Origin of the sequence: Micromonospora sp. NPDC005806, assembly GCF_042871425.1 — a bacterium.
GTDB lineage: Bacteria > Actinomycetota > Actinomycetes > Mycobacteriales > Micromonosporaceae > Micromonospora.
Window position 1 is genome coordinate 106,918 of sequence record NZ_JBIAIL010000003.1, and the last position, 24,960, is coordinate 131,877.

Consider the following 24,960-nt stretch of genomic DNA (forward strand, 5'->3'; position numbering starts at 1 on the left):
CATGGAAAGTATGTCGGGGCAGGTGGGCCAACGGGACGCGGAGGCGCCGAACTCATTGCGCGGCCGGCCGGTCGGCCCGACGAGTCCCCGGGTCCATCGGCTTGCGGAGGCGCTCGACCAGCTCCCGCGCCGCCTCGGTGAACGGCTGGTCGGACTCGCAGGGCCGGTGTCCCTGGATCGGTGGTGGGACGCTGTCGCCAGGTCGAGCCACCACACCGGCGGGATCTCGCAGCCGACGGTCCACCGTTGATGCTGGGCCGACGATGACCGGCGCGGCTGGCAGGTGGGCGGCGAAGATCGAGCCGCCGATGGGGTCGGTGTCGCGCCACAGGTTGATCCACCGCCAGTCGACTCGAGCGCCGATCTCGTGCAACACCTCGTCGTCGACGTAGGCGGGGAAGAGCCGGGCGTAGAGCCGCCGCAGCGGCGACCCGTAGGTGAGCAGGGCGACCCGGCTGCTGACCTCGGGTGGCAACTGGAGCACCGTCGCGGCGGCCAGGACCGAACCGTGGCTGTGTCCGGTGAGCAGCACCGCGTTGCCGCGTCCGACCAGGTACGTCACTCGTCGGGTCAGCTCCGGCACGGCACGTTCGGCGTAGCAGGGCGGCGCGAACGGGTGGGCGGCCCGGGGCCAGAACGTGCCCAGGTCCCACAGGACGCCGACGTGGCGCCTGAACTCGACGGTCCGGTAGGCGAAGATGCCGCCGATCACCAGGCCGAGGATGATCGCTGCGATCACCCAGCTGCCGAACGCGATGGCGAAGGTGATCAGGTCGGCTGGCACCCCGGCGTACCGCTCGACGACGTCACCCGGATGCAGCTGCAGCAGACCGATGGTGGTGGTGGCCGTGCCGATCCCGGCGAGGCAGGCGTAGACCACGGCCAGCGGTATCAGTCTCTCGGTGAACCGAGCCTGGGCTATCGCTTTCTGCACCTGCCGCAGTCGGGGCCTGGCTCCCGCAGGCGGGTCCGGGTAGTCGCGCGCGACAATTGCCGCCGCGGCGCGGAACCGGTCGGGCCGGGAGATCAGGGTCACCAGGCCCGCGACGGCCAGCGTGATCAGTACCGCCCGGAAGAAGCCGAAGATCGCCCAGGTGTACGGCCGCGGCGGTCCGGCGGCCACGCCCGCCACGGTCGGCGTATCTCGGTCCAGGAAGTCCGCCACCCGGTAGACCAGCTCGGCGGAGAACGCCACCGCCAGACTGATCGCCGCGGCCGCGATCGCCAGCGCTCCCAGCCCGAGCAGCGGCGTGGCATCCGACTGGCGGTCCCGGCGCCAGAGCAGCACAGCTCCCAGGGCGGTCAGCAGGGCCGTCTGGGTGACGAACAGCCAGGTGAGGATGGAGTCGTAGCCGGGTAGGGCGCCTCCCTCGTGCCGTGGCGCCGGGCTGGCGAGGACGTGGGCCGTGACCACGATGGTCAGGACGACGGCGATCGTCCGCAACGTGCCGGTGATCCGGTCGAGTCGCCGATCCGCGGCGGCCCGGTCGATCAGCGGGGGCGTGCAGAGCAGGACCGCGCAGGTGGCCAGGACCGTCCCGGTGACCACCGTCAGCGCGATGGTGCCGGCCGAGGTGCCGGGTGAGACCCGGGCCGCGAGCAGAGTGATGTCCAGGGTCGCGAACGCCGCCGCCACGTGGATGGAGCGCAACCGGCCAAGCAGCGGTTCGGCGTGCCACTGACCGACGGCGCTGAGCCGATGCCCAGAGACCCCCGCCTCGGGAGCGCGAAACGCCTCGTACACCCTCCCTGGGCGGGTACTGGCCCCCCAGAGCAGGCCGATGGCGACGGCCGGAACCAGCGCCAGTACTGCCAGCCGCAGCCCGACCGGTCGCCCACCCAGCCAGGACAACCAACTGCGCCCGGCCAGGCAGTGCGGCGAGCTCATGCACTTCCACGCGATCAGGTCCAGCGCGACGCCGGCGGCCGCGAGCACATACAGCGCGGTGAGTGTGAGCGCCAGCAATCGGCACAGGGATCTGACCATCGCATCGGAGCCGCGGTTCGCCGGGCGCATCCAGATCGCGACGTTCACCAGCATGAACGGCAGCAGGAACACCAGGGACAGGGTTCGGGCCACGGTTCCGGAGGGCAGGTCACCCCAGCGGTACGCCTCCAGCGTCACCCGGGTGGCGCCACTGGCGCCCGAACGACGGCGGCGGGGTCGGTAGAAGCCCCCACTACGGTCGCCCGCGACCTGTTCGATCTGCAGCAGGTCCAACACCTGGTCGGCACTCGCGCTGGAGGCCCCATGTACGCGCAGCTCCACCACGTCATCGGACATCCCCGGCCCGCTCAACCGCGCTGATGCATCCGACATCGGCCCCCCGAGCCGTCTTCGGGGGCCCACACCGGGTGAACCCGGCCGAGGGCGGCCCCGCCACTCGTGGCGGTCTACCCAACCCCGCCGGGACCAACCGTGAGACCGGTGCCGCCTGCCGAGCACCTCACCTCTTGGCGGCCCCACCCCACTGCGCCGTCAGGTTGGGCCGCCCGTGGCTTCCAGCGCAGTACCAAGCCGGTACTTTGATCCGTTTGTCCGACCGCTCATCCGACACCAAGAATGATCTTATGTCCGTCTGTCCGGTTGGTTAGCATGCCCGGCGATGATGTTTCTACTCTCCTCCCTGCGGCTACGCCGCGCCGCCCGTAGACACTTCGGCTGGCAGAAGCTGCGCGTCACGCAGATGCGCGCGATGCGCGCGCTGCTGGCGGGCCGCGACACACTGGTCGTGCTGCCCACCGGGGGCGGAAAGTCGGCCGTGTACCAGGTTCCTGCCACGCTGCTGCGCGGACCGACGGTGGTGATCTCACCGCTGCTGGCACTGCAGCAGGACCAGATCGGCAACCTCAACGAGCGGGGGGACCCGGCTTTGCGCGCGGTTCGGATCAGCTCCGCGGAGAGTCCGAGCAAGCAGGCCGCCGGGCTGGCGGAGCTGCGTTCGGGTGCCGCGAAGTTCCTGTTCATCACGCCGGAGCAGCTCAGTTCGCCGGAGCGGCTGGCGGAGATCCGGGCGCTGCGGCCGGCGCTGGTGGCGGTTGACGAGGCCCATTGCATCTCGTCGTGGGGCCACGATTTCCGCCCCGATTACCTCACACTCGGTCATCTCATCCGCGGCTTGGGCCGCCCGCCAGTCGTGGCGCTGACCGCCACGGCGTCGCCGCCGGTACGCGATGACATCACCGCGCGGCTCGGCCTGCGCAAGCCGCGGCTGGTCCTGTCCGGGTTGGACCGTCCGAACCTTGTCGTGGCGGCCGTGCACTGCCCCAGCGAGGACTACCGGTGGCGGAGGCTGCTCACCCTGCTCAAGGAGGCCGACCCGCCCGGCATCGTGTATGTGCCGACCCGGCGCGCCGCGGAGGAGATCGCGGACCGGCTGTCCGGAGCGGGGTTTCCCGCGCAGGCCTACCACGGCGGGATGGCCGCTGGGGTGCGCCACCGCCGCCACGAGGACTTCCTCGCCGACCGGGTGCCGATCATGGTCGCCACGTCGGCGTTCGGCATGGGCATCGACAAGCCGAACATCCGCTGGGTGGCACACGTGGCGCTGCCCGACTCACCGGACAGCTACCTGCAGGAGATCGGGCGGGCAGGGCGCGACGGTGAGCCCGCTCGGGCGTTGCTGCTCTACCGAGCCGAAGACATCGCGCTGCAACGCTTCTTCAACGGGGGCGCGCCGGAACTGAAGGAGTTGCGAGCGGTCGCAGCTGCCCTGCACAAGGGCCCGGTGACGCGGACAGCGCTGGGAAAGGCCACGGGCCTCGGACCGCGCAAGGTCGCCAGCCACGTCAGCCTGCTCGAGCAGGTCGGGGCGGTGGCGACCGGCGCCAAGGGCGAGCTCCACGTCCCCAGGTATGCGCCGCTGCCCGATCAGGCGGCTCGGGAGGCGCTGGCCGAGTACGCCCGCTATCAGGCTGGGCAGCGTTCCCGCACCGACATGATGCGCCGCTTCGCCGAAAGCCGGGGCTGCCGTATGCAGTCACTGCTGGGCTACTTCGGAGAGCAGTTGAGCCGTCCCTGCGGGCACTGCGACAACTGCCACGGCGGCACCTCGGAGGTGCTCCCGGAACACGGGCCGTACCCACTGCACAGCACGGTGCGGCACGCCAAATGGGGATCAGGCATGGTCCTCGGGTACGAGAAGGACAGCGTGACCGTGCTCTTCGACGACGTCGGCTACAAGACCCTTTCGGTTTCCGTCGTGCAGGCGCAGGGCCTGCTGGCGCTTGAGGCGAGTCGCCGCTGAGGGCACGGCCGGGCCGGCCCCGCTCGCCGTCGTCAGCGACGGCCCTGTTCGCTCCGCTGCACCCATTGACACGCCCGTGGCTCGCCCGGAACGATCGGCGACAGTCCATTGCTCCCGCCTTCGTCAGTCACGAGACCGTTGACATCGATGTCGGGCTGCAGGGTGCGACTCCGAAGGAGAGTGCATGGCCGACGGAGCGAGCCGACCGCACAGGCTCGGCCGGCCTGAGCGCCCGGCAAGCACGTTCGCTCCATCGCGGTCGACCGGCCGCGGCAGCCACGGTTCTTCTCCGCCCAGACGTTCGACGCACTCGACCCGGATCGAGTCGAAAGGGCCTGCCTCCATGTCGTACCCCCTCCTTGCGCGACCCTCGTCCCCCCGGCTGTTCGCCGCGGCAGCTGCGGTGTTGCTGCCGACGGCACTGCTCGTCGCCGCGCCCCCGGCGGCTGCCGCGCCCGCTACGGCGCCGCCCGGCAGTTTCAGCTCGTCGTTCGAGTTGGCCGACCCGCAACCCTCTGTGAGCACCGTCGAGGTCGACGCGAGCGGTAAGCCGGTCCAGGCGAACCTGAGCGGCTCGAGCCCCAGCGGATTGCCCGGCAGCCTGCTCGGTCAGGTCAAGGCGGTGACCGCGAGTGCCGAGAACCCGCCGAACGAAACCGCCGTGAACCTCGCGGACGGCAATCCCTCGACCAAGTGGCTGGCGTTCAACCCGACCGGTTGGGTGACCTACCAGCTGGCCAAGCCGGCGGCGGTGGTGCGGTACGCGCTGACCTCCGCGAACGACGCCCCAGGTCGTGACCCCAGGGACTTCACCCTGCAGGGGTCCAACGACGGCAGCACGTGGACCGACGTGGACAGGCAGACCGGGCAGAGCTTTGGTGGGCGATTCGCCACGAACACCTACAGCTTCACCAACACGACCGCCTACGGCTACTACCGCCTGAATGTCTCCGCCAACTCCGGTGACTCCCTCGTTCAGCTCGCCGACTGGGACATCAGCGACGGCTCGGACGTCCGGCCGCCGGCCACCCCGATGGTCAGTGCCGTCGGCACCGGCCCGGTCAGTGGCTTCAACATGAAACCCAGGGCCGGGTTCACCGGACTGGCTTCGCTGCGATACTCGGGCAGCGCCGAGGCCGACGGTCGCTCGTACGCGACCAACAAGCTGTTCGACGTCGACATCCCGGTCGGGCCGAAGACCCGGCTGTCGTACAAGATCTTCCCCGAGTTCACCGCCCGGGACGTCCAGTACCCGTCCACCTACGCGGCCGTCGATCTGCACTTCACCGACGGCGGCTATCTCAGCCTGCTGTCGCCGGTGGACCAGCACGGATACCCGCTCACCGCCGCCGGGCAGGGCGCGTCGAAGGTGCTCTACGCCGACCAGTGGAACGCGGTGCAGTCCGAGATCGGCGCGGTCGCGAACGGCAAGACGATCGATCGCATCCTGGTCGCCTACGACAACCCCCACGCGACCGCTTCGACCCGCTTCCAGGGTTGGATCGACGACGTCACGCTCACGGGCGCCCCGACTCCGATTGACGGCTCCACCCTGACCAACTACGTCGACACCCGTCGCGGGACCAACGCGTCGGGCTCGTTCTCGCGCGGCAACAACCTGCCGATCTCGGCGATGCCGAACGGCTTCAACTTCTTCACGCCCGTCACCAACGCCACCTCGAACTCGTGGGAGTACGAATACCAGCGGAACAACAACGCGGCGAATCTGCCCACCCTGCAGGGGCTGGCGATCTCGCACGAGCCCAGCCCGTGGATGGGTGACCGAAACCAGATGTCGGTCATGCCCGTGCCGGCCGGTGGATCCCTCACCGGGGCGCCGAGCGGTCGGGCCCTCGCCTTCCGCCACGACGACGAGATCGCGCGGCCGGACTTCTACCAGGTCACGCTGCAGAACGGCCTGATCGCGCAGATGTCGCCCACCGACCACGGCGGGATCATGGCGTTCACCTTCCCGCCCGGGCAGGCCACCGGAAGCCTCGTCTTCTACAACGGCACCTTCGCCATCGGTACGGACGGCACCTTCACCGGCTGGGTCGACAACGGAAGCGGCCTGTCGGCCGGTCGCAGCCGGATGTTCGTGTCCGGCACCTTCGACCGGGCGCCGACGACGTCCTCCGCCACGTCCGCCACCTTCGACACATCAGGGAACCGGCGGGTGACGCTGCGCATCGCGACGTCATTCATCTCGGTCGACCAGGCACGCCGGAACCTCGACCTGGAGGTCACCGGCAACACGCTCGACCAGGTCCAGGCGGCCGCCACCGCGGCATGGGAGGACCGGCTCGGCCGGATCGACGTCCAGGGCGCGACCGAGACGCAGCTGGTGACCCTGTACTCGAACCTGTACCGGCTGAACCTCTATCCGAACTCGCAGTCGGAGAACACCGGCACCGCAACCGCGCCGCACTGGCAGTACGCGAGCCCGGTGTCCCCGCCGACCGGTGCATCGACCGGAACCCGGACCGGTGCGAAGGTCGTCGACGGACAGCTCTACGTCAACAACGGGTTCTGGGACACCTACCGCACGGTCTGGCCCGCGTACTCGCTGTTGTACCCCGACGTCGCAGCCAGGATCGCCGACGGGTTCGTCCAGCAGTACCGCGACGGCGGGTGGATCGCCCGCTGGTCGTCGCCCGGCTACGCCGACCTGATGACCGGCACCAGCTCGGACGTCGCGATGGCCCAGGCCTACCTCAACGGCGTCGAGCTGCCCGACCCGCTCGGCGCGTACGACGCGGCGGCCAGGAACGCGACCGTCGCGTCCGGGCGCAGTGAGGTCGGCCGCAAGGGCATCGAGACCTCGCTGTTCCTCGGATACACGCCGACCTCCACCGGTGAGTCGGTGTCGTGGGCGCTGGAAGGCTTCATCAACGACTACGGCATCGGCAACTGGCCGCGGCCCTCGCCAAGGATCCGGCCACCCCGAAGTCGAGGCGTGACCGGCTCAACGAGGAGTCACGGTACTTCCTGCAGCGCGCTCGAAACTACGTGAACCTGTTCGATGCGAAGACGAAGTTCTTCCAGGGACGCGACGCGGCCGGAAACGTCCTCGCCGGCGACCCGCTGGACTGGGGTGGCGTCTACACCGAGACCAACGGGTGGAACTTCGCGTTCACCGCGCAGCAGGACGGTCAGGGGCTGGCCAACCTGTACGGCGGGCGGGCGGCGCTGGAGCAGCAGCTCGACCAGTTCTTCGCCACCCCGGAGAATGCCGACCGTCCGGGCGGGTACGGCGGAACGATCCACGAGATGCTCGAGGCGCGTGCGGTACGCATGGGCCAGCTCGGCATGAGCAACCAACCGTCGCACCACATCCCGTACATGTACGACTTCGTGGGCGCGCCGGCCAAGACGCAGGCGATCGTGCGGGAGATCCTGCAGCGCCTCTACGTCGGCAGTGAGATCGGCCAGGGCTACCTGGGCGACGAGGACAACGGCGAGCTGTCGTCGTGGTACATCCTCAGTTCGCTGGGCATCTACCCACTGCAGGCCGGCTCGGCCAACTGGGCCATCGGTTCGCCGCAGTTCACCCGGATGACCGTCCACCGGAGCAGTGGTGACATCGTCGTCAACGCGCCGAACAACAGCACCAGGAACGTCTATGTGCAGAGCGTGGAGGTCAACGGGAAGACCCAGCGCGGGGTGTCCATCGATTCGTCCGTGCTGGCCCACGGCGGCACGATCGACTTCCAGATGGGCGCTGACCCGTCGCCCTGGGGCACCGGCAACAACGATGCGCCGCCGTCGTTGACCAAGGGCAACGCGGTGCCCAGGCCGTTGCAGGACACCACCGGCCCTGGTCTCGGCACCGCGACAGCGGGTGGCGGGCAGGACGCGTCGAAGCTGTTCGACGACTCCTCGATCACGCAGCTGACCTTCAGCTCCGGAACACCGCAGATCAGCTGGGCTTTCCGCGGGGGCAAGCAGACACCGATGTACTACACCCTCACCTCGGGGGCGAGTACGGGCGACCCCGCGGAATGGCGGCTGCAAGGCTCCGACGACGGCTTCACCTGGACCACCGTCGACTCACGCAACGGTGAGGTGTTCACGTGGCGCAACCAGACCCGCCCATTCAAGATCAGCGATCCAGGACAGTTCGCGCAGTTCCGCCTCGTCGTGACGAAGACCGTCGGCGCCGCACAGACGAACCTCGCCGAGATCGAGTTGCTCGCCGGAGGCGACCTGCAGCTCGGCGGCGGCGCCATCACGGTGACCGCCGCGGACAACGTGCCCGCCACCTCCGGTGCTGCGGTGTCGGTGCCGCTGGCCACCGTCACCGGGGGCACCGCCACCGGCTACCGGGCCACGATCGACTGGGGTGACGGCTCGCCGGTCACCGCAGGCACCCTGACCCTGAGCTCGCGGGCCGTTTACCGCGTCAGCGGCTCGCACACCTACGGCACGCCGGGCTACCACCAGGCGAGCGTCACGGTGAGCGACGGCACCGGCCAGGGCTCGGCGACGGTCGGCGTCGACGTGGCCTACGCGCCGGGCTCCGGCCTCACCGCGGCATACGACACCGTCTGCATCGGCGACGACGGCGTGCTCGCGGCGAACTGCGACGCCAAGTCGTGGGCGTACTCGCGGGCCGCCCTGGCGGCAGCCGGCGTGACCCAGGGCCAGCGGCACCAGGTACCCGGAACGGCGCTGCACTTCACGCTGCCGACGATCCCGGCGGGGCAGCCGGACGACGCGACCGGCAACGGCAGGACGATCGTTCTCAACCTGCCGGCCGACGCCAGGAGCATCTCGTTCATCGGCGCCGGCACGCAGGGCAACCAGAGCACCACCGGCACGGCGACGTTCAGCGACGGCAGCACCGCCAGCATCCCGATCCAGATGAGCGACTGGACCCTGGGCGGCAACGCCAACGGCACCCCGTCCTACGGCAACATCGTCGTCGCCAAGGCCGCGTACCGCCTGAGCGGTACGAGCCGGGACGGCGCACAGCCGTTCCTGTTCGCCACCACGCCGTACCAGATCCCGGCGGGCAGGACGCTCGTCTCGGTGACCCTGCCGACCCAGACCGGCGACCCCGGCTCGTCAGGCAGGATCCACGTGTTCGCCATCGCCGACGACGGCACGCCGGCCGTCGCGCTGGCGACCACCGCCCCGACGGACCAGACGGCAACCGCCGGGCAGGTCCTCTCGGCGGACCTCGGCTCGGTGACCGGCGGCGTTCCCGACCCGGCGGGCTACCGCGCGCGCGTCCAATGGGGTGACGGCACGGTTCCGGACGACGTCACGATCGACTCGTCCGGTGCGATGAGCGGACAGCACACCTACGCGCAGGAGGGCACGTACACGGTCCACGTGACCGCCTGGGACACCCGGTCGAGCAGCACCAAAACCTTCACGGTGACCGTCGCGCGTGGTGATCTCCCACCGACGATCGCGGTGTCCTCGTCCGCCACCGTCGCCGCCGGCGACTCGATCACCGTCAAGGGCAGCGGGTTCGCCGCCGGCGAGCCGGTGACCGTGACGCTCGGCACCAGCCCGGCCCGGACCATGACGGTCACGGCCTCCGCGGCGGGCGGGGTGCAGGCCTCGATCGCGACGTCCGGTGACGCGCAGCATGGCCGGTACTCCGTCACCGCGACCGGCGCGTCCTCGCGGACACCGGCGACGGCGACCGTCCAGTTGACCGGGCAGCCGGAAGCGCCGACATACCAACCGGAGGTAGCGTTGTCGACCACGTCGGGACCGCCCGGTACGTCGATCACGATCGACGGCTCCGGATTCGCGCCGAATGAGGCGCTCACGGTCAGCTTCGGTGACGGCCTCGCACCCAGCACCGTACGCGCGAACGGTGACGGCGTCATCTCCGGCGTGACCGTCAGCGTTCCCGGGACGGCGAGGGCGGGCTCGACCAGCGTCACGCTGGCGGGTGCCAAGTCGGTGACGCGGGTTGCCCTGCCCTTCACCGTCATCGGCCCCAACTGAGCCGGGGGTAGCAAACCCAACCTGGGCGGGCCGTGATCACGGCCCGCCCAGGGCCGGGCAGATCTGCGTGAGCCAGCCGCCGATGTGGTTGGCCACGCGGGTGGCTCCACCGGCAATCGGTGCGCGACTATCGCGAGGTCGCGCGAAGCACGTCAACGACGAAGCGGTGGTCCTCCAGTTGCGGGAGCCCGGAGACGCCGAACCACCCCACCACGCCGGTGGCGCGAACGCGCAACGGCACGGCGCCCCCGGCGGCCGCATACCTTGAGGCCGGCAGTCCGAACTTCTCCGTCAGCGTCACCTGCTGGTCCCGGCAGAAGCGTGCCATGTACAGCGACGAGTGCTCGAACCGCATCACCACCCGGCCCTTGCGACGCAGCCATCCGTCGTTGTCCAGCGTCGAACCCGGCAGGCCGCAGTGGAACAACTGGCGCCCGGCCCGCCACACGCCCACCGCGATCGGTAGCCGCTGCTCGCCCGCGGCGGCCACGGCCCGCATCCCCAATTCGTACGCGTCCGACTCCGACAGGCCCGGAAGCTCCAGCTCGCCCTCCTCGAGCAGCAGCTCCTCCCGCGTCGGCCACTGGTCATGGTCGAGTGGCATGCGCACCTCCTCCTTGTCGAGTCGACGTCCCCGGCTTGGTTCACTCGCCTGGTGGAGCGCTTCAGGCCGCGTGTCCGCGGCTGTCGATTCTCGCAAACTCGAAGGGTGCGTCCTCCGCCGTATGAGGCCTCGCCTCAACGCGGGTGGGTGCCGTGGGGGGAGGCCGGCGCCGGGCGGTCAGTGGCCGCGGTAGAGGGCGTCGATGTCGGCGGCGCGATGCCGCTGCACCACCTCGCGTCTGATCTTCAAGGTGGGGGTGAGCTCACCGTTGGCCTCGGTGAAGTCGTCGGGCAGGATCCGGAAGGTCTTGATCGCCTCCGCGTGGGAGACCGACCGGTTCGCCCGGTCGATCGCGGTCTGGATCTCGCCGCGCAGGGCGGGGTCTTCGCGCAATTCCGCCACCGAGGCGCGCGGGTGACCGTGCGCGTCGCGCCACCGGGACCACGCCTGCGGGTCGATGGTGACCAGGGCGGCGACGTACGGCTTGCCGTTGCCGGCCAGCATGGACTGGCTGACCAGCGGGTGTGCGCGGATCCGGTCCTCGATGGGGGCGGGAGCGATGTTCTTTCCCTCCGCGGTCACCATGATCTCCTTGGTACGTCCGGTGATCCGCAGATAGCCGTCGTCGTCGAGACTGCCGAGGTCGCCGGTGCGGAACCAGCCGTCGGCGGTGAATGCCCCGCTGGTCGCGGCCGGGTTGTTCCAGTAGCCCTGGAACACGACGTCGCTGTGGACAAGGATCTCCCCACCGTCGGCGATGGCCAGCTCCACGCCGGGCAGCGGCTGGCCGACGGTGCCGATCCGCATCGCCGTGGGCCGGTTCGCCGCCAGCGCCGGGGACGTTTCCGTCAGCCCGTACCCCTCCAGGGTCGTGAGGCCAGCGCCACGGAAGAAGTGCCCGAGTCGCTCACCGAGGGGGGCCCCGCCGACGACGGCGACCCGGCAGCGGCCGCCGAACGCGGCCCGCAGCTTGCGGTAGACCAGCAGGTCGAGGAGGCCCCGCAGCAGCCGGAGGCCCACCCCGGGGCCGGACGGCGTGTCGAGCGCCCGGCTGTACCGCACCGCCACCCGGTCCGCGACGTCGAACAGCCACCCCCGATGCTGTTCGGAGGCCTTCTGCCGCGCCCCGTTGTACGCCTTCTCGAACACCCGCGGCACCGTGAGGACGAACGTCGGCCGGTACTGGCGTAGCTGCTTCAGCACGTCGTGCGCGCTCGGGCTGTGCACCATCGTCGCCCGGGTCTGCACCATGCCCACCTGGATCATTCTGGCGAAGGCGTGCGCCAGCGGCAGGAAGAGGACCGTCGACGCCGTCTGGTTGAACAACTCCGGCAGCGCCGCGACCGCGTTGCCGACGTCGAGGTGGATGTTGCGGTGGGTCAGCACGCAGCCCTTGGGCCGGCCCGTGGTCCCGCTGGTGTAGACAATCGTGGCCGGGTCCGCGCCCGACACCGCGGCACGCCGGCGCTCGACGGCCTCGTCGTCAATGGCCCGACCCTGCTCAGCCAGCTGGACCAGGTCGCGGGAGTCGATCTGCCACACCTGGCGCAGCTCCGGCAGCCCGTCGCGTACGCCGGCCAGCAGCGCGGCGTGGTCGGCCAGCTCCACCACGCACGCCACCGCACCCGAGTCGGCGAGGATCCAGGCCAGCTGCTCGGCGCTCGACGTGTCGTACACCGGAACGGTCACCGCGCCGATCGCCCACACCGCGTAGTCGACCAGGGTCCACTCATACCGGGTGCGGCTCATCAGTCCCACCCGGTTCCCCGGCGCCACGCCCGCCGCGACCAGTCCGCGCGCCACGGCCAGCACGTCGTCGCGGAACTGCCGGCAGGTCACCACGGACGGGTCACCGGACTGGTGCGGCCACGACCGGGCGTCCGGGTCCGGGCGCCGGAACTGCACCGCGCCCGGGTCCCGTCGCGCGTTGTCCCACACCACGTCGGCCAGCCCGACCGACTCCCCTCCGGTGATCTTCGGCTCCACCCTGACGTTGCGCCGCATCACGCCCCTCGGCTCTCCACCAATGCGAGGTCTCTGTTCGCGCCGACCGCGTACCGGTGGCGCCGGAGGCAGTCCTCCGGCGCTACCCGGACCCGGCCGGCAACGGGTCGAAACCCGATGTCCTACCGGCTTCTCTTGAGCTGGTCGCAGAGCCGTTCGGGATCACGGACGAAGTCGATCCCCTTGTCGCGCACGCGGGAGAAGTCGTCGATCATGTGCTGCACCTCGCCGGGGGTGAACCGTCGGTCTTCGTCGCCCGACTTCTTCAGCCAACCGATCACGTCGTCGTAGCTCTTCCAGTCCCGCTTGCCCATCAGGCGCTCGATGTCGGTGACGTCGTAGTCCTTCTGCATCGCCTGACTGGACGGGTCGTGGATCTTCATTACTGCTCCTCCCCGGGTGATGGTGGTCTGCCGCGCGATTGCCCGAGGCGTCCGGCGGCAAACGGCCTGCGACATGATCCGCAGCGCCGCCGTCAGACGCCCGACGGATACGTCTCGGGCTCGGCCAGGCTGGTGGGCCGCACGCGCAGCGGCCGGACCGCCTGGGTCTCGTCGATCCAGCAGAAGGCGTCGTAGCGGTCGCCGAGCACCGTCGGAACGTAGTTGCCGAAGCTCTCCCGCTCCGGGTGGTAGACGACTCCGATCGCCCGGTGGTCGAGTTCGGCGGTGAGCACGTCGGGCTTGCCGTCGGACGGGAAGACGAACAGGGCCTGCGCCGGCGCGGCACCGTGCAGGACCTCTTCCAGGGAGTGCCGGCGGCTCGGTGGCACCGGCATCACCTCCATCGGCGCGCCCCAGGCGTCACCGGCCACCACCGTGCCGTGGTGGGTGCCGAAGCCGACCAGCACGACCTGGTCCGGACCGTATCGCTCCCGGGCGAGTTGGCCGATGTTGACCTCTCCGGCGTCGGCCATGTCGGTGGCGCGGGCGTCCCCGACGTGGGTGTTGTGCGCCCAGACGACCGCCCTCGACCCCGGCCCGTAGTGCCGCAGCAGCCGGTCGAGGGTGTCGTCCATGTGCCGGTCGCGGACGTTCCACGACTCCCGGCCACCGCGCGCCATCGTCCGGTAGTAGCGCTCGGCCCCGGCGACGATTTCGGCGTTCTGCCAGGCCCCGAAGCGGCCCGCGCCGCCGGCCATGGCCCGCTCGCGCAGCCCGACGAGCAGGTCCACCACCTCGTTCTCGCAGTTGTTCGGCACGAATCGGGTCGCCAGCGCGTACTGCTGCGGGTCCTCGTCGTACGGTTGGAAGCAGCGGTACGCGGCCAGCGCCGCCGGCACCTGCTCCGGGTCGTGTTCCTGCAGCCAAGTGATGATCTCGCGCAGCGACTCCCACAGCGAGTACACGTCCAGACCGTGGAACCCGGCGCGGTCCGGCTCGTCCGCCCCCGCGTTGCGGGTACGCAGCCAGCGGGTGAAGTCGATGACCTCCTCGTTGGCCCACATCCAGGTCGGCCAGCGGTCGAAGGTGGCGAGCGCGTCCCGCGGGTCGCTGGGCGCGGCGCCCTGGCAGCGGACGCTGCGGTCCACCCGGTCGCAGTCGGGCCAGTCGCCCTCCACGGCGACGAACGAGAAGCCCTTCTCCTCGATCAGCCGCCGGCTGATCGCCGCGCGCCAGGTGTAGAACTCGTGCGTGCCGTGGCTCGCCTCGCCGAGCATCACCACCCGGGCGTCCCCGATCCGGTCCAGCAGCACGTCCAGGTCACCCGGGTCGGCCAGCGGCGCTGCCAGCCCGGTCACCTCGTCGTCGTAGCGCCCCATGTTCACCCCCGCCGCGTCAGGTCCCGGCCCGTGGTCACGCACTGGCGTACCCGGCCCGGCATCAGCCATGCGAGCCAGGGGAGCTGGTCGGGAAGCCCGCGTCACCTCGACATGCAACCAAAGGTTGCGCGCCGAGAGGCGGCTGTTGTACGTTGACGCAACCAAAGGTTGCGAAAGGTTGGTGGGCATGGAGCACGGATCCATCGAGCGCGACATCCACGTCGATGCTTCGCCCGAGGTGGTCTTCGAGGTGATCAGTCAGCCCGAGCACATGCGGGAATGGTGGCCTGACGACGCACGGTTCGAGCCGGTCGCGGGCGCACCCGGCGAGCTCGTGTGGCGCGACGCGGCGACCGGCGAGACGACGACCGTCGCACTCGCCGTCGTCGAGGTCGACCCCCCGAGGAGATTCTCCTTCCGGTGGTGCTTCTCGGAGCCTGACCGCAGCGGGCAATCGTTGCTCGTCACCTTCGACCTGGTGCCGACCGGTGAGGGGACCCGGATCCGCATGACCGAGACCGGGTTTCGCGAGATGGGATGGGAGATCGCTGTCCTCGAGGCGCAATACCACGACCACGAGAGTTCCTGGGACCACTACATCCCCGCGCTGGGCACCTACGTTGCGCGGCTGGTCTCCACCTCATGAGCGCGGCGGTCGATGACGACCTGTGGTCGGCGATCGGCGACCCCATCCGGCGCACGATGATCGACCTTCTTCTTGCCGGGGGACCAGGCACAGCCACGTCACTGAGCGAGCGACTGCCCGTCACCCGGCAGGCCGTCTCGAAGCACCTGGCCGTCCTGGACCGGGTCGGTCTGGTTCACGCCGCGCCGGCCGGTCGCGAGCGTCGCTACCAGGTCGACGAGGCGCAGCTCGCCCGAGCTGTCGCCCAGTTGTCAGCGGTCGGCGGCACCTGGGACGCCCGACTCCGCCGGATCAAGCGGATCGCCGAGGCGATCGAACGCAACCGCCACAACAACGAAGGAGAATGAAATGGTCGACATCCTGCACCGGGTCGGCGTCGTCGCTCCGCTCGACGACGTCTACCGCGCAGTGGCAACTCCAGAGGGCATCGCCGGCTGGTGGACGACCGACACCGTGGGCAAGAGCGAGGTCGGCGGGCAGTTGGCTTTCCGGTTCGGCGACGTCGGTGGCTTCGACATGGAGATCCTGGAGCTCGATCCCACCGGCCGCGTACGGTGGCGGGTCACCGGCGGCCCCGAGGAATGGATCGGAACCGAGATCGACTGGCGCCTCGACCAGCGCGGCGAGTACACGATCGTCCAGTTCAAGCACGAGGGTTGGCGCGAGCCGGTCGAGTTCATGCACCACTGCAGCACCAAGTGGGCGATGTTCCTGATGAGTCTCAAGGAGCTGGTGGAGACCGGGCGCGGCAGGCCGGCGCCGGACGACGTCAAGATCAGCGATTGGCACTGATCTCGGCGACAGGGCTCCCGATTGAGGCGAGGGCGAGCATCGATCGGGAGCCTTGTCACGACGTCTCAAGCCGCCAAGTCTGCTCGGTGACGCCTTCGGCGGGGCCGATGGGGTCACCGAGCAACCGACACCAGCCTTGAGCGGGGCAGCGCCAGCCAGGATGATCCACCAATGGATCTCGTCGCTGTGCTGCCTGCCTTCGTCGTTGCCGTTGTGCTGATCTCGGCATCTCCAGGTCCTGCGATGGCGCTGATCATGCGTCGGGCCGCGCTGCGTGGATTCGCCGGAGCGGTGCCGACCGTGCTGGGCCTGGAGGCCGGTCTCTACCTCTGGGCGTTGTTCGCCGCCGCAGGACTGGCAGCCATGGTTGCCGCTTCGGAAGCAGCCTTCATCGTACTGCGGGTGATCGGGGCGGGATTCCTGATCTATCTGGGAGTCAAGGCGTGGCGGACCGCGTGGCAGAGCCGGAAGCTGGGGTCGGTCCGGGAGCCGTCTGAGGACGTGCTGTCCGACCCGAAGCGGGGCTGGTGGAAGGCCTTCGGCGAGGGTGCGGTGGTGATGCTCGCCAACCCGAAGGCCGCCGTGTTCATGATCGCGTTCTACCCTCAGTTCGTGCCGGCCGACCGGCCGTTGTTCGCGACCACCGCTCTCCTCGCACTGCTCCAGGTAGCCGTCGAGATCGTCCTGTACCTCGCTCTGGCGGCCGTGGTCGGGCGAGCGGGCGCGTGGTTCCGTCGACCGGTGATCCGCCGCCGACTGGAAGCGGTTGGCGGCACGGTGCTCATCGCCCTGGGGCTTCGGGTAGCCGCCGCGACCCGCTGAGCGTCGCGAGCCGCCCGTAGCTCCAGCGGGTGGTCAGCGGTCGTGCTCGCACAGCCACCCCGCATAGTCGGCGACGGCCGCGTCGATGTCGTACCTGGGGGCGAAACATCTCGCGAGCACGCTTGAGAAGATCATCGAGCAGATGAGCTGAGCAAGGGTGAGTTCCCTATTGCCTGGTTGGGTCGACGGCGGCAACGCCATCGATCTCGACGCGTACGCCCTCGCGGACGAGTTGTGTGACGACCGTTGTCCGGGCCGGTAGCACCGGACAGTCCGCGAAGAAATCCTGGTACACGCGGTTGAACGTCGCGAAGTCCCGCCTGTCACCGAGGTAGCAGGTGCACTTGACGATCAGGTCCTTCCGGCTGCCCGCCGCGACGAAGACCGCGACGAGGTTCTGCAGCACCTGCCGCACCTGGGTGGCGAAGTCGTCCGATATCGCGTTCGTAACCGGGTCCAGGGGGCCTTGTCCGGACGTGAAGATCATGCCGTCGACCCTGATGGCCTGGGACAAGGGTGGCTCGGTGCCGTCAGGGAAACGCGCGAACGGGGCGTCCTCAGTGTGGATGGCTTTGATCACGCCCGTCATTCTCCTCGCACTGTTCCCTGGCCGGGGACCCTCGACGAGGCGCCGCCGGCGAAGGCGAAATCACGGTGCTTCAACTTCGCCCTCCGGCCGTCCGGATGGTGCCAGACGATGCCCTCGTACTGAGGGTGCGCCAGCAGCCAGTTACGCAGGCCGTCCAAGTCGCGCGGCACGTCCAGCTTCTCCGCGTCGTCGTGCGGCACGAGCTCGTGGGCCCGTACGCCCTCGGGGTTTCCGTTGATCTTCGGGCCGATCAGCTCGTAGGTGCCGGGGCGGCGCCGTTCGGGCGAGTCGGCGACGGCCTCGGCGTGGTACCTCGCGTACGGCGACTGCTCGATCGGTTCCCAACCTACGGTCTTGCCCGTGACCTCGTCCGTCATCACCGGCCGGTAGCCGGGCGGCCGCGTCCGGCCCGGCCGCACCTCGCGCCGTGCCCACCAGGTGCCGTTCTCGTCGAGCATCACGCAGGTGCCGTCGTACTTGCGCGTCGGCGTTCCCTCGCCGTCGAGGACCCACCGGCAGGCCGGGTTGGCCTCGGGTAGGACGCGTTTGCGATCGTCCGGGTCGCGGCGGAACACCGTGGGGATCTTGTTCACGCCCGCATGGTCTCACCGGCGCAAAACGGATATCTGCTTGCCCGTCCCCACCGGCACCCAGGCGTCCTCGATGGTCGTCGTCCTCAACGGACAGACATCCGGGTCACGAGACGTCGCTCAGAAAGGCGGCCAGTCCGAATCGGGGAGAGGTGTGCCCTGCACCCGTGTCCCGAAGACCCGCATCTCCAACGGCCAGCTCTGGTCGATCACCTCCGCGGCCTTCTTGCAGGCTTGGCAGGCATCTTCCCATTCGGGTACCCACGGGTAGGGCGAAGGCAGCATGCCGTCCTGCTGCATGCCGCAGAGGGTCCTACCGAAGTATCCGTAAGCATGGGGGACACCAGCGGGCAGCTTCCCCGAGTCTGCGCGTTCCCAGCGTAGGTTTACGGGCGCGTACTGAGGCCGTGAGACCTCGCCCAGGCTGGTCCCCAGCATGGTCCATGCATGGCACCAGCCACAAAACCACCGCTCCTTCTCCTGCGGGTCCGGTGGCACCCGCCGCATCTCGTGTCCACACACGTCACAGGTCACCGCCTGATCGTTCCAGGCGGCACTAACCATCCAGTCCAGCGGTACCGCTGGCAGCAGGCCCCTGAGCCGGATCTCAGACGGCGCCGCAATGACGCCAGCCCGCAGCCCGCGTCGTGCCCTCGACGGCCCCGAGAACTCTCCCGCTCGGGTACGCTGGTGCCGTCGCAGTGCGCGCCAAGCTGACCGGCTATTGCCCTGAGTCGCTAGTGCGTCCGGAGTAGGTTCCGCCCGTCATTGTCCGCGTTGGCTGGCCCGGTCGACGCCCTTGTGCACCCGCACCGTGCGGTCGATGAGTTCGCGGAGGGCGGATTCGTCGACGTCGTCGAGCCGCTTCAGATAGAGGCATCCCTTACCGGTCTTGTGTGGACCGAGCCGGGTGAGCACCGACGCGTGTCGTTCCTCGAACCCGCCCGCCAGGTAGACGACGAGCTGCTGCTTGCGCGGCGAGAAGCCCACCAGCGGCCAGTCGCCCGTGCGTCCGGTCTGATAGGTGTAGCGGTAGCTGCCGAAGCCGACGATGCTCGGGCCCCACATCACCGCGGGCTCGCCGGTCACGTCGCGCAGGATCGTGCAGAGGCGCTGCGCATCGGCCCGCCGGCGTTCGTCGGGGACCGCGGCCAGGAAGTCGTCGACGCTGGCGCCGGTCGGGACGGTCACCGGCTGCTTCGATGTCGCCATGGGGCCATGCTCCCACGGGCGTACGACGACCGGAGCCGGGCAGGCGGCTCTCCGCCTGCCCGGCTCCGACGTCACGGCTTGACGGCGAGGACGGGCCGGTCGGCGTCGAGCAGAATGCGCTGCGCGGCGCTGCCCAGGAACAGTTTGCCGACCGGTGAGCGGCGGCGCAGACCGATGACGATCACCGAGGCGTCCACCTCGTCGGCGACCCGGACCACCTCCTCGGCGACGTCCCCGGTGTGCGCGTCCTGGCGGATCTCGACCTCCACACCGGCCGTCGTCGCGCGCTGGACCAGGGTCTCGACCGCGGCCTCGCTGGCGACGACGGTGCTGACGGGTGCGCCCTCACGTGGGGTGTTGAGGACCACCAGCCGTTCGTTGCGGCGTCCGGCCTCCTCGACGGCGGCGGTGAACGCCGCGTCTCCCTCGGCCGTGGGGAGGTAGGCGACGAGAACGGTCACACGAGCTCCTTGGTGTCATGAGATGCGGTGGCGGGGTGGGACGTGGCCCGCCGGCGGGTGAGGGCGGCCCGGATCGGCGGAAGCAGGGCCACGAGCAGGAACACCACGAACAGGGTCCCGGAGATCGGCCGGGTGAGGAAGCCGGTGGCGTCGCCGTTGAAGATCAGCAGCGAGCGGCGCAGCGAGTCCTCCAACAGCGAGCCGAGGACGAAGGCCAGCACCAGCGGGCCGGGGTCGAAGCCGAGTTTCTTCATCAGGTAGCCGAGGGCGCCGAAGACGATCACCAGCACGATGTCGAAGACATCGTTGTTCACGGTGTAGACGCCGACCAACGTGATCAGCACCGTGATGGGCGCGAGGATCGTGGCCCGGACCCGCAGGATCTTCACGAACAGACCGACCAGCGGGATACTCATGATCAGCAACAGGATGTTGCCGATGTACATCGAGTTGACCACACCCCAGAACAGCTCCGGCTCCTGGCTGACCAGCTGCGGGCCGGGGCTCACGCCCTGGATGAGCAGCGCGCCGAAGATGACCGCCATGGTCGCGTTGGCCGGGATGCCGAGGGTCAGCAGCGGGATGAATGACGACGTGGCGGCCGCGTTGTTTGCCGTCTCCGGCGCGGCCACCCCTTCCACCGCGCCCTTGCCGAACCGCTCGGGGTGCTTGGCGCGGCGCTTCTCCAGCGCGTACGCGGCCAGTGAGGAGAGCGTGGCACCGCCGCCGGGCAGGATGCCCAGCACGAAGCCCAGTACGGATCCGCGGCCGATGGCCCCGGCCGACTCGCGCAGGTCCGCCCGCGATGGCCACACGTTCGCCACGGCCATCGGCGCCTGCACCGCGCGGTGGCGTTCCTCCAGGTTGTAGAGGATCTCGCCGAGGCCGAAGAGTCCCATGGCGATGGGCACGAAGTCGAGGCCGTCGGCCAGCGACAGGTTGTCGAAGGTGAACCGCTCGGCGCCGGTGAAGGCGTCCCGGCCGACCGTGGCGAGCAGCAGGCCCAGACACGCCGCGGTCACCGCCTTGAGGCGCCCGCCGCTGCTGACGGTGGCGACCAGGAGAATGCCGAGCAGGGCGAGTGCCGTGTACTCGGGCGGGCCGAAGTCGAGGGCGAAGCCGGCCACCACCGGGGCGACGAGCGTCAGCGCGATGATCGAGACGGTGCCGCCGATGAACGACCCGACGGCGGCGATGCCGAGGGCGGTGCCGGCCCGGCCCTGGCGAGCCAGCGCATGGCCGTCGAAGACGGTCACGACCGAGGACGCCTCGCCGGGGAGCCGGAGCAGGACTGAGGTGATGGTGCCGCCGTACTGGGCGCCGTAGAAGATGCCGGCGAGCATGATCACCGCGGTCACCGGCTCGATGCCGAAGGTGACCGGCAGCAGGATCGCGATGGTCGCCGCGGGACCGAGCCCGGGCAGGACGCCGATCAGCATGCCGATGACGACGCCGATCAGGCAGTAGAGCAGGTTGGTCGGTTCCAGTACGACACCGAAGCCGTCGAGCACCGGGGCGAAATCCACGGACCCTCCTAGAACAGGTGCGGGATGGGGACCGAGAGGGCCGCCACGAACAGGAGATAGAAGGCGACCACCACAGCCACGCTCGTGACGATCGACGTGCGCCAGCCCTCCCGGCCGAGGAACCGCAGCCAGACGAAGGCGAGCAGGGCGGCCGGGATCTCGAAGCCGATGACCTGGATGACCGCGACGAAGACGACCATGGTGGCCAGGCCACCGAGAACCAGCCAGCTGGCGGGGGAGAACCGCTCGGCGTCCGTGGTCCGCCGGGCCGTGGCGAGCAGGCCGAGGCCCAGCACGACGAGTGCGCCGCTGATCAGCAGCGGCCAGGTGCCGGACTCGGGGCTGCGGATGGTGCCGAGCCCGAGCCCGCTGGAGCCGACCAGCGCGGCGACGCCGAGCGCGACGACCGCGACGGCGGTCAGCACATTGCTCAGCGCCCCGGCAGCAGGCGGGCGCCCCTCGTGCTCGGCCGCTTCGACCTGGTGGATCGCCTCGTCGAGGCTGAGCGCCTCGTCGGCGGGAGCATTGCCCAGGGGGGTGGCCCCGGCGGCCGTGTCGCCGCCGGGGCTGCCCGTGTTTCGTGTCCCGTCGTGGACGGAGCTCACTTCGCGCCGCCGAGCTGGATGTTGTACTTCTGCACGACGCCGCGGTACTTGTCCAGGTTCGCGGTCCACTGCTTGCGCAGTTCCTCGCCGTCGACCTCGTTGGGGGTGAGCTGGTTGTCCGCGTTGAACTTCTTGTACGCCTCGGCCTGGAAGGCCTTCTGGAACGAGGCGTGGAGGGCGTCGAGGACCTCCTTCGGCGTACCCTTCGGGGCGAAGATCGCCCGCGACTGCTGCACCGGCACGTCGTGGCCGGCCTCGACCGCGGTCGGGGTGTCGGGCAGGTACGTCGGCCGCTTCTCGGCGAACGTCACGATCGGGGTGAGCTTGCCGGCCTGGATCTGCTCGATGGCCTCGCCCAGCTGGATCGAGCCGACGTCCACCTGCCCGCCGAGTACCGCGGTGAGGGTGGGCGAGCCGCCGCCGAACGGAACGGCCTTGGCCGGGATGTTCGCCTGGCGGAACAGCAGCTCCTGCGACAGCTGGCTGCCCGTGCCGACACCCGTGGTGCCGAAGGTGATCTGCCGCCCGGCCTTGGCCAGGTCGTCGACGGTCTTGAAGCCGGACTTGGGCGCCGTGACCAGCACGTAGTCGTCCTGGCTGATGCCGGTCACGATCTCGTAGTCGGCCATGTCGGGCGCCTGGCCGGCGGCGACGGCCAGCGGCGTGATGTACGCCAGGCTGCCGTTGTAGACCATCAGGGTGTGCCCGTCGGCCTTCTTGGCGGCCAGTTCCTTCGCGGCCAGGGCGCCGTTGGCGCCGGGCTTGTTCTCGACGGTCACCGGGACACCGAGGTCGTCGGAGACCTTGTCGGCGAGTGCCCGGGCGATGAGGTCCGTGCTGCCGCCCGGGTCCTGGCCGACGAGGATGGTGATCGGGGCCTTACCGGGGAACTTGCCGTCGGCGGAGGATCCGCCGCCGACGTTGCCGCCGCAGGCGGCGAGCGAGAGCGCCAGAGCGATGCCGGCGCCCGCCGTCGCCCAGCGGCGCATGCGGTGGTGGAGGGTCATGTCTTTCTCCTCAAGGAAAAGGCAATGTTGTGGCCGAGGACGGGGAAGCTGAATTCCGGCCGAGAGTGCTGTGAGTCGGGTCACTGACCCTGACGACGCAGCGTAGGAAGCTCCCCTCATGCCTGTCCAAATCCAATCCAGCATTGATTGATACCTTCCCGGCATGACGTTCACCCTCGAGCAGCTTCGTGGCTTCGTGGCGGTCGCCGACGAGCTGCACTTCGGCCGCGCCGCCGCGCGGCTGCAGATGACCCAGCCCCCCTTGAGCCGACAGATCCAGAAGCTGGAACGCGCGATCGGCGCACAACTGCTGGAGCGCGACAACCGGCGGGTCACCCTCACCGCCGCCGGCGAGGTGTTCCTCGGCGAGGCTCGCCGGCTGCTCACGCTCGCCGACTCCGCGCCGGAGCTGGCTCGCCGGGTGTCGTCCGGCGCCGCCGGCGTGGTGCGGATCGGCTTCACCGCTGCCTCCGCGTACGGAGTGCTCGGCACGTTGCTGAACGAACTTGCCCGGGCGCTGCCCGAGGTCGACGTCGAACTGGCCGAGCTGGTGACCCGCGAGCAGGTGGCCGGCCTGCTGACCGAGGAGGTCGACCTGGGCCTGGCCCGCCCGCCCTTCGACGAGCAGGCGTTCGGCTCCCGGCTGCTGCATCGGGAGGCGCTGCTCGTCGCCGCCCCGGTGGGCCACCGGCTACTGGCGCTGGGCCGACCCGCGGTGGCCGCGGACCTGGCGACCGAGCCGGTCATCATGCACTCGCCGGTCAAGGCCAAGTACTTCTACGACCTGGTCGCGGGCGTGGTCCCGATCGCCGCCGAGAACACCGTGCACACGGTGAGTCAGGTGCTGACCATGCTCTGGTTGGTGGCGGCCGGCCGGGGCGTCGCGTTCGTTCCCGAGTCGGCCGCCCGACTGCCGATCGAGGGCGTCGGGTTCGTCCGGCTGGAGACGCCCGTGCCGCAGCCGGTCGAGCTGCATCTGCTCTGGGCGAGGAACTCGAAGAATCCCGCGCTGTGGCGCACCCTCGCGGCGCTGGAGCGGCCGGACAGCGGCGAATGATACCGGCCGAGCATCGCTCGATGCGGAACTGCTCTTGGACATGCATCGTTCGTGGTTCCTACGGTGGCACCGACCACCCGCCCGCACGCCTGGACCAACCACGTGCGGGCCTCGGACCCAAGGACACGATCTCCGTGACGCTGCTGCCCCCGGACGTTCTCGCTGACCGGCTGAAGTCTGGCCTGCTCTCCTTCCCCGTCACCCACTTCGACGCCGAACTGCAGTTCGACGAGGCCCGGTACCGGGAGCACCTGAGCTGGCAGGCCAGCTTCGACGTCGCCGGCCTCTTCGCCGCCGGCGGCACCGGTGAGGGCTTCTCGCTGACCTCGGCGGAGATGGACCGCGTGGTTCGCGTCGCCGTCGACGAGGTCGCCGGCAAGGTGCCGGTGCTCGCGCCGGCCACCGGCGGCACCGCCGTCTCCATCGCTCAGGCGCAGGCCGCGCAGGCCGCCGGCGCCTCCGGCGTCCTGCTGTTCCCGCCCTACCTCACCGAGGCCGGTCAGAAGGGCCTCATCGAGCACATCAGCGCCGTCTGCCGCGCCGTCGACCTCGGCGTCATCGTCTACAGCCGGGCCAACGCCGTGCTCAACGACGTCACCGTGGCCGAACTCGCCGACCGTAACCCCAACCTGATCGGTCTCAAGGACGGCGTCGGCGACATCGAGCAGCTGACCCGTACCTACGCCCGGGTCGGCGATCGGCTGATCTACATCGGCGGGCTGCCCACCGCCGAGACGTTCGCCTTGCCGCTGCTGCAGCTCGGGGTGAGCACCTACTCCTCGGCGCTGTACAACTTCCTGCCCGAGTTCGCGCTCCGGTTCTACGCGGCCGTCCGCGCCCAGGACCGGGCGTCGGTCTACCAGATGATCACCGACTTCGTGATCCCGTACCTGGACATCCGGGACCGGGCCAGGGGGTACGCGGTCTCCATCATCAAGGCCGGCCTGACCGCGGTCGGGCGGGACGGCGGCCCGGTCCGGCCCCCGCTGTCCGACCTCAGCGCGACCGAGCTCGCCGAGCTGACCGCCCTGATCGAGAAGATCTCCTGACCGAGCCCACCGAGACCGAG

The 24,960-nt window shown here is 69.9% G+C and carries 20 protein-coding genes and 1 pseudogene; 8 read left to right on the top strand and 13 right to left on the bottom strand.

Annotated features, from left to right (window positions below; translation table 11 throughout):
- Positions 1–52: 52 nt before the first annotated feature.
- The gene (locus tag ACFYOS_RS05290; protein ID WP_387136154.1) at positions 53–2,284 is read right to left on the bottom strand and encodes a hypothetical protein; all 2,232 of its coding nucleotides are present in this window, start codon (positions 2,282–2,284) and stop codon (positions 53–55) included.
- A gap of 322 nt (positions 2,285–2,606) precedes the next feature.
- Between ACFYOS_RS05290 and ACFYOS_RS05295 the strand changes: the two genes are divergently transcribed.
- Together ACFYOS_RS05295 and ACFYOS_RS05300 are read left to right on the top strand one after the other, a co-directional pair.
- Entirely contained in the window at positions 2,607–4,247 is a 1,641-nt protein-coding gene (locus ACFYOS_RS05295; RefSeq protein ID WP_387136155.1) for a RecQ family ATP-dependent DNA helicase, read from the top strand.
- 343 nt (positions 4,248–4,590) lie between these two features.
- Positions 4,591–10,214, top strand: a pseudogene (locus ACFYOS_RS05300) (GH92 family glycosyl hydrolase).
- 127 nt (positions 10,215–10,341) lie between these two features.
- Here ACFYOS_RS05300 and ACFYOS_RS05305 read toward each other — a convergent pair.
- From ACFYOS_RS05305 to ACFYOS_RS05320, 4 genes are all read right to left on the bottom strand, one after another.
- The gene (locus ACFYOS_RS05305) at positions 10,342–10,818 is read right to left on the bottom strand and encodes a heme-degrading domain-containing protein (protein WP_387136156.1); all 477 of its coding nucleotides are present in this window, start codon (positions 10,816–10,818) and stop codon (positions 10,342–10,344) included.
- Between the two features lie 177 nt (positions 10,819–10,995).
- Positions 10,996–12,822 carry an AMP-dependent synthetase/ligase gene (locus tag ACFYOS_RS05310; protein ID WP_387136157.1) on the bottom strand — a complete coding sequence of 609 codons (1,827 nt, stop codon included), beginning with the start codon at positions 12,820–12,822 and terminating at the stop codon, positions 10,996–10,998.
- A 122-nt stretch (positions 12,823–12,944) separates the two neighbouring features.
- Positions 12,945–13,205, bottom strand: coding sequence for a hypothetical protein (locus ACFYOS_RS05315; RefSeq protein WP_387136158.1), 261 nt, complete (start codon positions 13,203–13,205; stop codon positions 12,945–12,947).
- Between the two features lie 92 nt (positions 13,206–13,297).
- Complete coding sequence (locus ACFYOS_RS05320) at positions 13,298–14,584, bottom strand: erythromycin esterase family protein (RefSeq protein WP_387136354.1); 1,287 nt, start codon at positions 14,582–14,584, stop codon at positions 13,298–13,300.
- A gap of 187 nt (positions 14,585–14,771) precedes the next feature.
- Between ACFYOS_RS05320 and ACFYOS_RS05325 the strand changes: the two genes are divergently transcribed.
- From ACFYOS_RS05325 to ACFYOS_RS05340, 4 genes are all read left to right on the top strand, one after another.
- Positions 14,772–15,230 carry an SRPBCC domain-containing protein gene (locus ACFYOS_RS05325; protein ID WP_387136355.1) on the top strand — a complete coding sequence of 153 codons (459 nt, stop codon included), beginning with the start codon at positions 14,772–14,774 and terminating at the stop codon, positions 15,228–15,230.
- The gene (locus ACFYOS_RS05330) at positions 15,227–15,577 is read left to right on the top strand and encodes an ArsR/SmtB family transcription factor (RefSeq protein ID WP_387136159.1); all 351 of its coding nucleotides are present in this window, start codon (positions 15,227–15,229) and stop codon (positions 15,575–15,577) included. Before ACFYOS_RS05325 ends, ACFYOS_RS05330 begins: the two co-directional genes overlap by 4 nt.
- Position 15,578: 1 nt before the next feature.
- Positions 15,579–16,022, top strand: a complete 444-nt coding sequence (locus ACFYOS_RS05335) for an SRPBCC domain-containing protein (RefSeq protein WP_387136160.1) — start codon at positions 15,579–15,581, stop codon at positions 16,020–16,022.
- Positions 16,023–16,193: 171 nt separating this feature from the next.
- On the top strand, positions 16,194–16,844 hold the full coding sequence (locus ACFYOS_RS05340; protein WP_387136161.1) for a LysE family translocator: 651 nt from the start codon (positions 16,194–16,196) through the stop codon (positions 16,842–16,844).
- Between the two features lie 166 nt (positions 16,845–17,010).
- On the opposite strand, the gene ACFYOS_RS05345 is transcribed toward ACFYOS_RS05340, so the two are convergent.
- The 8 genes from ACFYOS_RS05345 to ACFYOS_RS05380 form a co-directional block, all read right to left on the bottom strand.
- Positions 17,011–17,424 (bottom strand): RidA family protein, encoded by a 414-nt coding sequence (locus tag ACFYOS_RS05345; protein ID WP_387136162.1) that lies wholly within the window; start codon positions 17,422–17,424, stop codon positions 17,011–17,013.
- A gap of 5 nt (positions 17,425–17,429) precedes the next feature.
- Positions 17,430–18,026: a hypothetical protein gene (locus tag ACFYOS_RS05350; protein WP_387136163.1), complete on the bottom strand. Its 597-nt coding sequence runs from the start codon at positions 18,024–18,026 to the stop codon at positions 17,430–17,432.
- Between the two features lie 117 nt (positions 18,027–18,143).
- Positions 18,144–18,323 carry a hypothetical protein gene (locus ACFYOS_RS05355; RefSeq protein WP_387136164.1) on the bottom strand — a complete coding sequence of 60 codons (180 nt, stop codon included), beginning with the start codon at positions 18,321–18,323 and terminating at the stop codon, positions 18,144–18,146.
- Between the two features lie 465 nt (positions 18,324–18,788).
- The gene (locus ACFYOS_RS05360; protein WP_387136165.1) at positions 18,789–19,235 is read right to left on the bottom strand and encodes a DUF1801 domain-containing protein; all 447 of its coding nucleotides are present in this window, start codon (positions 19,233–19,235) and stop codon (positions 18,789–18,791) included.
- Between the two features lie 71 nt (positions 19,236–19,306).
- Positions 19,307–19,696, bottom strand: a complete 390-nt coding sequence (locus ACFYOS_RS05365) for a universal stress protein (RefSeq protein ID WP_387136166.1) — start codon at positions 19,694–19,696, stop codon at positions 19,307–19,309.
- Positions 19,693–21,222: a tripartite tricarboxylate transporter permease gene (locus ACFYOS_RS05370; RefSeq protein WP_387136167.1), complete on the bottom strand. Its 1,530-nt coding sequence runs from the start codon at positions 21,220–21,222 to the stop codon at positions 19,693–19,695. The genes ACFYOS_RS05365 and ACFYOS_RS05370 overlap by 4 nt, the downstream gene beginning before the upstream one ends.
- Before the next feature lie 8 nt (positions 21,223–21,230).
- Entirely contained in the window at positions 21,231–21,827 is a 597-nt protein-coding gene (locus ACFYOS_RS05375; RefSeq protein WP_387136168.1) for a tripartite tricarboxylate transporter TctB family protein, read from the bottom strand.
- Positions 21,824–22,834, bottom strand: coding sequence for a Bug family tripartite tricarboxylate transporter substrate binding protein (locus tag ACFYOS_RS05380; RefSeq protein WP_387136169.1), 1,011 nt, complete (start codon positions 22,832–22,834; stop codon positions 21,824–21,826). The genes ACFYOS_RS05375 and ACFYOS_RS05380 overlap by 4 nt, the downstream gene beginning before the upstream one ends.
- Before the next feature lie 163 nt (positions 22,835–22,997).
- Between ACFYOS_RS05380 and ACFYOS_RS05385 the strand changes: the two genes are divergently transcribed.
- Positions 22,998–23,891: a LysR substrate-binding domain-containing protein gene (locus ACFYOS_RS05385; RefSeq protein WP_387136170.1), complete on the top strand. Its 894-nt coding sequence runs from the start codon at positions 22,998–23,000 to the stop codon at positions 23,889–23,891.
- Between the two features lie 134 nt (positions 23,892–24,025).
- The gene (gene kdgD / locus ACFYOS_RS05390) at positions 24,026–24,940 is read left to right on the top strand and encodes a 5-dehydro-4-deoxyglucarate dehydratase (RefSeq protein ID WP_387136171.1); all 915 of its coding nucleotides are present in this window, start codon (positions 24,026–24,028) and stop codon (positions 24,938–24,940) included.
- Positions 24,941–24,960: the final 20 nt, after the last annotated feature.